Annotated in this window: 7 protein-coding genes and 1 pseudogene; all 8 read left to right on the top strand. The window is 72.0% G+C overall.

All coding sequences use genetic code 11. The annotated features are described in order from the left end of the window. The coding region (locus tag AB0C69_RS35435) for a DUF3616 domain-containing protein (RefSeq protein ID WP_360359646.1) at positions 1-293 on the top strand (293 nt) is incomplete at its 5' end. A gap of 84 nt (positions 294-377) precedes the next feature. Further along, positions 378-1,607, top strand: a complete 1,230-nt coding sequence (locus tag AB0C69_RS35440) for an acyl-CoA dehydrogenase family protein (protein WP_360359649.1) — start codon at positions 378-380, stop codon at positions 1,605-1,607. Between the two features lie 165 nt (positions 1,608-1,772). Beyond that, a complete protein-coding gene (locus tag AB0C69_RS35445; RefSeq protein ID WP_345183040.1) occupies positions 1,773-2,312 on the top strand; it encodes a DUF1707 and FHA domain-containing protein in 540 nt (179 codons plus the stop codon). 84 nt (positions 2,313-2,396) lie between these two features. Continuing rightward, complete coding sequence (locus AB0C69_RS35450; RefSeq protein ID WP_360359652.1) at positions 2,397-3,614, top strand: ROK family transcriptional regulator; 1,218 nt, start codon at positions 2,397-2,399, stop codon at positions 3,612-3,614. A 45-nt stretch (positions 3,615-3,659) separates the two neighbouring features. Next, positions 3,660-4,985 carry an ABC transporter substrate-binding protein gene (locus AB0C69_RS35455; RefSeq protein ID WP_360359655.1) on the top strand — a complete coding sequence of 442 codons (1,326 nt, stop codon included), beginning with the start codon at positions 3,660-3,662 and terminating at the stop codon, positions 4,983-4,985. A gap of 2 nt (positions 4,986-4,987) precedes the next feature. Next, on the top strand, positions 4,988-5,965 hold the full coding sequence (locus AB0C69_RS35460; protein ID WP_345183036.1) for a sugar ABC transporter permease: 978 nt from the start codon (positions 4,988-4,990) through the stop codon (positions 5,963-5,965). Further along, complete coding sequence (locus AB0C69_RS35465) at positions 5,962-6,792, top strand: carbohydrate ABC transporter permease (protein WP_345183035.1); 831 nt, start codon at positions 5,962-5,964, stop codon at positions 6,790-6,792. Before AB0C69_RS35460 ends, AB0C69_RS35465 begins: the two co-directional genes overlap by 4 nt. Then, positions 6,678-6,954, top strand: a pseudogene (locus AB0C69_RS35470) (hypothetical protein); the annotation flags it as partial. The gene AB0C69_RS35465 and the pseudogene AB0C69_RS35470, both read left to right, overlap by 115 nt.

Below are 6,954 nucleotides of genomic sequence, written 5' to 3' on the forward strand. Positions count from 1 at the left end.
GCCCGCACGGCGACGACCTGCTCGTCCTCACCGGGCCGAGCATGGACCTGGACGGCCCCGTGCGGCTCGTGCGATGGCCGGGGGCGGCCCGCGCCGACGCCGGGTCGATCGTCGCGGCCGACGAGCTGGAGGTGCTGGGCGAGCTGCCCCACGGCGACGGCGACGACCACGCCGAGGGCATCGCCGTGCTGGACGAGCCGGGCACCCGCCTGCTGGTCGTCTACGACAGCCCCGCCCCGGACCGGCTCACGGCGGACGGCGGCGTCCTCGCCGACGTCGTCGATCTCGGCTAGCGGGCCCCGAATAAGCGCTCGCTTTCAGACTCTGCTTGGATGGGCCCCGGTACCCGGCGGGAGTCGAGAGGGCGGGAACAGAGCATGATCGAATGGTCCGAGGAAGACCTGATGATCCGGGACGCGGTGCGCGGCTGGATCGACGCGGAGGTCCGCCCGAACCTGGACGCGCTGGAGTCGGGCGAGCTGCCGCCCTACGACCTTCTCCGCAACCTCTACAAGACGTTCGGCATGGACGAGATGGCCCGCTCGTCCTTCCACGCCCGGCTGGCCAGGGAGCGCGAGGGCGGGCAGGACGGGGGCTCCGCCTCCGCCGGGGACTCCGGCGACGACCGGCCCGGCGGCGGCAACGCGGCGATGTCGATGCTGCCGGTCATCGAGCTGTGCAGGGTCGCGCCCGGCCTGGTGTCGGCGATGGGCGTCGGGCTCGGCCTCGCCGCCGGGACGATCATGAAGCGCGGCACCCCCGAGCAGAAGGAACGCTGGGCGCTCCCGCTGCTCACCATGGACAAGGTCGGCGCCTGGGCGATCACCGAGCCGAACTCCGGGTCGGACGCGTTCGGCGGGATGCAGGCCACCGCGCGCAAGGACGGCGACGAGTACGTCATCAACGGAAGCAAGACCTTCATCACCAACGGCCCCTACGCCGACACGATCGTCTTCTACTGCAAGCTCGACGACGGGGACGCTCCGCGGGACAGGGAGATCCTCACCTTCGTCCTCGACCGGGGTATGCCCGGCCTGGAGCAGAGCAGGCCGCTCCGCAAGATGGGGCTGCACTCCTCCCCCACCGGCGAGCTGTTCCTCAACGACGTCCGCGCGGGCGCCGACCGGCTCCTGGCCTCCGGCGCGCAGGGCGGCAAGGAGTCGGCCCGCCAGAACTTCGTCACCGAGCGCGCCGGAGTCGCCGCGATGGCCCTCGGCGTCATCGAGGAGTGCCTGAAGCTGTCGGTCGAGTACGCCAAGACCCGCGAGCTGTGGGGGCAGCGCATCGGCGACTTCCAGCTCATCCAGCTCAAGCTGGCGAAGATGGAGGTCGCGCGCCTCAACGTGCAGAACCTGGTGTTCCGCCACATCGAGATGCAGCGCGCCGGGCGCTTCCCGACCCTGGCCGAGGCGTCGGCGATGAAGCTCTACGCCGCGCAGGCGGCCAGCGAGGTCGCGCAGGAGGCCGTGCAGCTGTTCGGCGGAAACGGCTACATGAGCGAGTACCGCGTCGAGCAGCTCGCCCGCGACGCCAAGTCCTTCCAGATCTACGCCGGCACCGACGAGATCCAGGTCACCCACATCGCCCGCGACCTGCTGTCGCGCTGACCGCCCCGTCCGAGAAGGCGCCGCGTCCGCTCGACGCCGCCCCGCCCGCGAACTTCCCGGGACCGGGCGGCGTCGAAAAGGTGGAGGGCGGGTGAGGGCGATCGCCCGCCCTCGGCCGACGGGCCTTTCTGGACAGCCGACGACGGGGACTGGATACTCACAGCTATGGACGGTCAGCCCTCATTCCCGGTGAGAGCGTCCGACACGGAGCGGGACCGGGTGCTGCGCGTCCTCAGCGAGCGCGTGGCCGAGGGCCGGATGTCGAACGAGACGTTCGAGCGCCGTGTCGACCAGGTGCTGCAGGCGCGCAACCAGGCCGAGCTGGCCGACATCGTGCACGACCTGCCGAACTCCAGCCGCGTCGTGAACCGGCTGACCGGCCTCATCTCCTCGGTCTCGCAGGCGACCGCGCGGATCGAGGCGGCCTGGCGGGCCCCGCGGCTGCCCAAGTTCATGCTCCCGCCGCGCGAGCTCGGCCGCATCGTCGTCGGCCGCGCCCCCGCGTGCCAGTTCATCCTCACCGACCTCACCGTCTCCCGGTTCCACGCCGAGATCTACCGCGCGGACGAGGGCTGGATGATCTCCGATCTGGGGTCGATGAACGGCACCCGCGTGAACGGGTACCGGCTGACCGGCCCCGCCCGCGTCCGGCCAGGCGACGAGGTCGGCTTCGGCAACTCCGCCTTCCTCGTCACCGCCCCCTGATCCGTCCCGGGTCTTGACGGAACCGTAAAGAGTCCTTACTTTCACCTCCAAGTTAGGAAACCTTCTTAACTCGGAGGAGCCGCCGTGTCCGTGCCCGTCCCCGGAACGCCCAGCCTGCTACGGGCGATCAACGACCGCGCCGCGCTGGAGGCGCTGCTCGCCCGGGGGCCGCTGACCCGGCCGCAGATCTCCGACCTCACCGGCCTGTCCAAGCCCACCGCCTCCCAGCTGCTCGCGCGGCTGGAGCAGGCCGGGCTCGTCGTCCGCGACGGCGTCCGCGAGGGCCTGCCCGGCCGCACCGCCGGGCTGTACCGCATCAACGGCGCCGCCGCCCACGTCGCCGGCGCCGACGTCACCCCCGCGCGGATCCGCGTCAGCGTCGCCGACCTCGCCGGGACGGTCGTCGGCGAGCACACGCTGCCCACCCCCGGCCGCACCGGCGTGGACGTCGTCGCCCGGATGGCCGCCGCGCTCGACGGCGCCGCCGCCGCGGCCGGCCTCACCCGGGACCGCCTCGACCGGGCCGTCGTCGGCATCCAGGGCGCCGTCGACCCCGCCACCGGCCGCCTCGGGTACGCCTCGCACATCCCCGGCTGGCACATCCCCGACCTCGTGGACACCCTGAGCGGCGGGCTCGGTGTGCGCGTCGCGATCGAGAACGACGTCAACCTCGCCGCGCTCGCCGAGCGGGCCGGCGGGCGCGCCGAGGGCGCGTCGGACTTCGTCCTACTGTGGGTCGCCGACGGCGTCGGCATGGCCGTCGTGCTGAACGGGACCCTGCACCGGGGCGCGACCGGCGGCGCCGGAGAGATCGGCTACATGCCCGCCGTCGGCGCCCCGCTCATGCGGGACGTGCGGCGCACCCACACCGGCGGGGTGCACAGCCTCACCGGCGGGGCGGCCGTGCTGAGACTGATGCGCGAGCACGGCTTCCGCGGACGGGACGCCGCCACCGCGCTCAGCCGCGCCGCCGCCGACGTGCAGACCGCGGGCCGGCGCACGGCCACGGACGCGGGCGCCCGCGCGGAACGCGCCCTCACCGAACTCGCCACCAGGCTCGGCGCCACGCTCGCCACGGTCGTGGCCGTCATCGACCCCGCGCTCGTCATCCTCACCGGCGACGTCCTGCGCGCCGGCGGCGAGCCCCTGCGCACACGCGTCCAACAGCACCTGCACAGCCTCACGATCCCGCGCCCCGAGGTGCGGCTCAGCACCGTCGAGGGCAACCCCGTCCTGGCCGGGGCCCTCCAGCAGGCGCTCCGGGAGACCCGCGACGAGGTCTTCACCACCACCGTCCCCTGACCCGTCCTCACCCCGCCGTTCCCCACCCCCCGAAGGAGAACCGGAGTGCCCACCACCACAACGCGCCCGCTCGCGGCGGTCGCCGCCGCCACCGGGCTCGTCCTCGCGGCCGCGTGCACCGCCGGCAGCGACCAGTCCGGCAAGGGCCCGGCGTCCGGCGAGAAGCAGACCATCGAGGTCTGGCACGGCTGGAGCGCCCCGCACGAGGTGAAGGCCTTCCAGGACGCCGTCGCCGGCTTCAACCAGACCCACCCCAACATCACCGTCAAGCTCGTCAACGGCCAGACCGACGACCGCATCACCAACGCCATCCGCGGCGGGAACCCGCCGGACGTGGTGTCGTCCTTCACCACCGACAGCGTCGGGCAGTGGTGCAAGAGCGGCGCCTGGCAGAACCTCTCGCCCTACATCGCCAAGTCCGGGCTCGACCTGAACCAGTTCCCGAAGGCGGTGCGGAACTACACCGAGTACAAGGGCATCCGCTGCGCGATGCCGCTGCTGGCCGACGCCTACGGCCTCTACTACAACAAGAGGCTGATGAAGGGCGAGCAGCCGCCGAAGACGATGGGCGAGCTGACCGCGCTCGCCAAGAAGCTCACGGTCCGCTCCCCCGACGGGACCATCAAGGTCGCCGGGTTCATGCCGTCCGTCCAGTACTACGAGCACCAGGTCCAGCACCTGGCCCCGCAGTTCGGCGTCAGGTGGCTGACCGACGACGGCAGGGCCAACTTCTCCGGCGACCCCGCCTTCCAGGCCTACCTGAAGTGGAACAAGAGCCTCATCGACTGGTACGGCTACGCCAACGTCAAGAAGTTCCTGCGCTCGATGGGCCAGGAGTTCGAGTCGTCCAACCCCTTCGAGAAGGGCCGGACGGCGATGGCCGTGGACGGCGAATGGCGCACCAAGTTCATCCAGAAGGAGGCGCCCGGGCTCGACTACGGCACGGCGCCCGTCCCCGTCTCCGACGACCGCGCGAGCGCCTACGGCGGCGGGTTCGTCACCGGCACCGTCATCGGGATCCCGCGCGGCGCCAGGCACGCCCCCGCGGCCTGGGAGTTCGTCCGGTACCTCACCACGGACACCGGCGCGCTGGTCACCTTCGCCAACGCGCTCGGCAACGTGCCCTCCACGATCCCGGCGCTGTCGTCGCCGAAGCTGACGCTGCCGCCGCAGTTCCGCACGTTCCTCGACGTCTTCAGGAACCCCAACAGCTCCACCACGCCGCCGACACCGAACGGCAACGACTACGTCGTCCGGTTCGAGAAGTTCACCCAGGAGGAGTGGGAGCCCGGCAAGGTGAGCGACCTCGGCCAGGCGCTGAAGAGGCTCGACGGCGAGGTCGACGACTCCCTCAAGCTCGCCGGAGGCTGACCGTGGCATCCGGCTCAGCGCGCCTCCCGCTGCCCGGGGCGCGGCGCGGAACGGCGGCGGCGCGGGCGCGACGGCGCCGGCGGCTCCGGGTCGCGGCGTTCCTGTCCCCCTGGCTCGCCGGGTTCGGCCTGTTCTTCGTCTACCCGCTCGCCGCCACCGTCTACTTCTCCTTCACCCGGTACAACCTGTTCACGCTGGAGTACGTGGGCCTCGACAACTACGCCTACCTGCTGCACGACCGCGACGCCTGGACGGCGATGCGCAACACGCTGTGGCTGGTCGCCGTGCTCGTCCCGCTTCGGGTGCTGTTCGGCCTCGGCGTCGCCCAGCTGCTCACCAGGGTCAGGCGGGGCGCCGGCCTGCTGCGCTCGGTCCTCTACCTGCCGTACCTGGTCCCGCCCGTCTCGGCCACGGTCGCGTTCGTGTTCCTGCTGAACCCCGGCACCGGCCCCCTCCCGGCGCTCGCCGCGCGGCTCGGGATCCCCCTGCCCGACTTCTTCAACGACGCCGCCTGGGCCAAGCCCGGCCTGACCCTGCTCGGCCTGTGGGCGGTCGGCGACGTCATGATCATCATGCTGGCGGCGCTGCTGAACGTGCCCGCGTCGCTGTACGAGGCGGCCGCGATCGACGGCGCCGGCGCCTGGGCCCGGTTCCGGCACATCACGCTGCCGACCGTGTCCCCCGTCCTGGCGTTCTCCGCCGTCACCGGCGTCATCGAGACGCTGCAGTACTTCACGCAGCCGATGGTGGCGGGCAAGGTGGCCTCCGGGCGCGCCGACCTGCCCGGGGTCCAGTACTCCCCCGGCTACCCCGACGGCTCCACGCTGACGTTCCCCCAGTGGTTGTACGACCAAGGGTTCCGCCAGTTCAACATGGGCTACGCGTGCGTGCTTGCGCTCGTCATGTTCGCCACCGCGATGGCGTTCACCGTGTTCCTGCTCCGCCGGTTCCGCGCGTTCGCCGGAGAGGAGGCGCGATGATCCCCGGAGGGCGCGCCCGCCGGGCGCTGCTGTGGCTCGCCGTGCACGCCACCGCCGTCGCGGTCGGCGTGATGTTCCTGGCGCCCCTGGCGTTCATGCTGCTGACCGCCGTGATGACCGACCGGCAGGCCCTCAGCGGCGAGCTGTGGCCGCGCGGCTGGCACCTCGCCAACTTCGCCGAGGTGTTCAGCGGCGACATGGTCCGCTGGACCGTCAACAGCACCGTGTACGCCGGCCTGTCCACGGTGTTCATGCTGGTCTCCAGCGTGCCGGTGGCGTACGCGCTGGCCCGCTTCCGGTTCCGCGGACGGGGCCCGGCGCTCGTCGTGGTGATCTCGGCGATGATGCTGCCGCCGCAGGTCACCATGGTGCCGCTCTACATCGTGTGGGCCCGGTTCGGGCTGACCGGCACGCTGTGGCCGCTGATCATCCCGCAGCTGTTCGGGGACGCGTTCTCCATCTTCCTGCTGCGCCAGTTCCTGGTGACGATCCCCCGCGAGTACGCCGACGCCGCCCGCGTGGACGGCTGCGGCGAGCTGCGCACGATGCTGCGGGTCGTCCTGCCGATGGCGAGGCCCGCCCTGGCCGCGGTGGCGCTGTTCCAGTTCTTCTACTGCTGGAACGACTACTTCCGGCCGCTGGTGTACGCCGACCCCGACCACTGGACGCTGGCCATCGGCGTCGCCACGTTCCGCGCCGCCCACCATGTCGAGTGGAACCTCACCATGGCCGCGACGCTGCTGACCATCCTGCCGGTGCTGGTCGTGTTCTTCCTCGCCCAGCGCGTGTTCATCCAGGGCGTGACCTTGACGGGAGTGAAGGGTTGAAGCTGACGGTCATCGGGGGCGGGTCCACCTACACCCCGGAACTGGTCGACGGGCTCGCGCGGGCGCACGCGGCGCTGCCGGTGTCGGAGCTGGTGCTCGCCGACCCCGACGCCCGGCGGCTGGAGCTCGTCGGCGGGCTCTCCGCGCGGATGCTCGCCCGCG

It is taken from the genome of Actinomadura sp. NPDC048032, from assembly GCF_040653175.1.
In the GTDB taxonomy this organism is placed as follows: Bacteria; Actinomycetota; Actinomycetes; order Streptosporangiales; family Streptosporangiaceae; genus Spirillospora; species Spirillospora verrucosospora.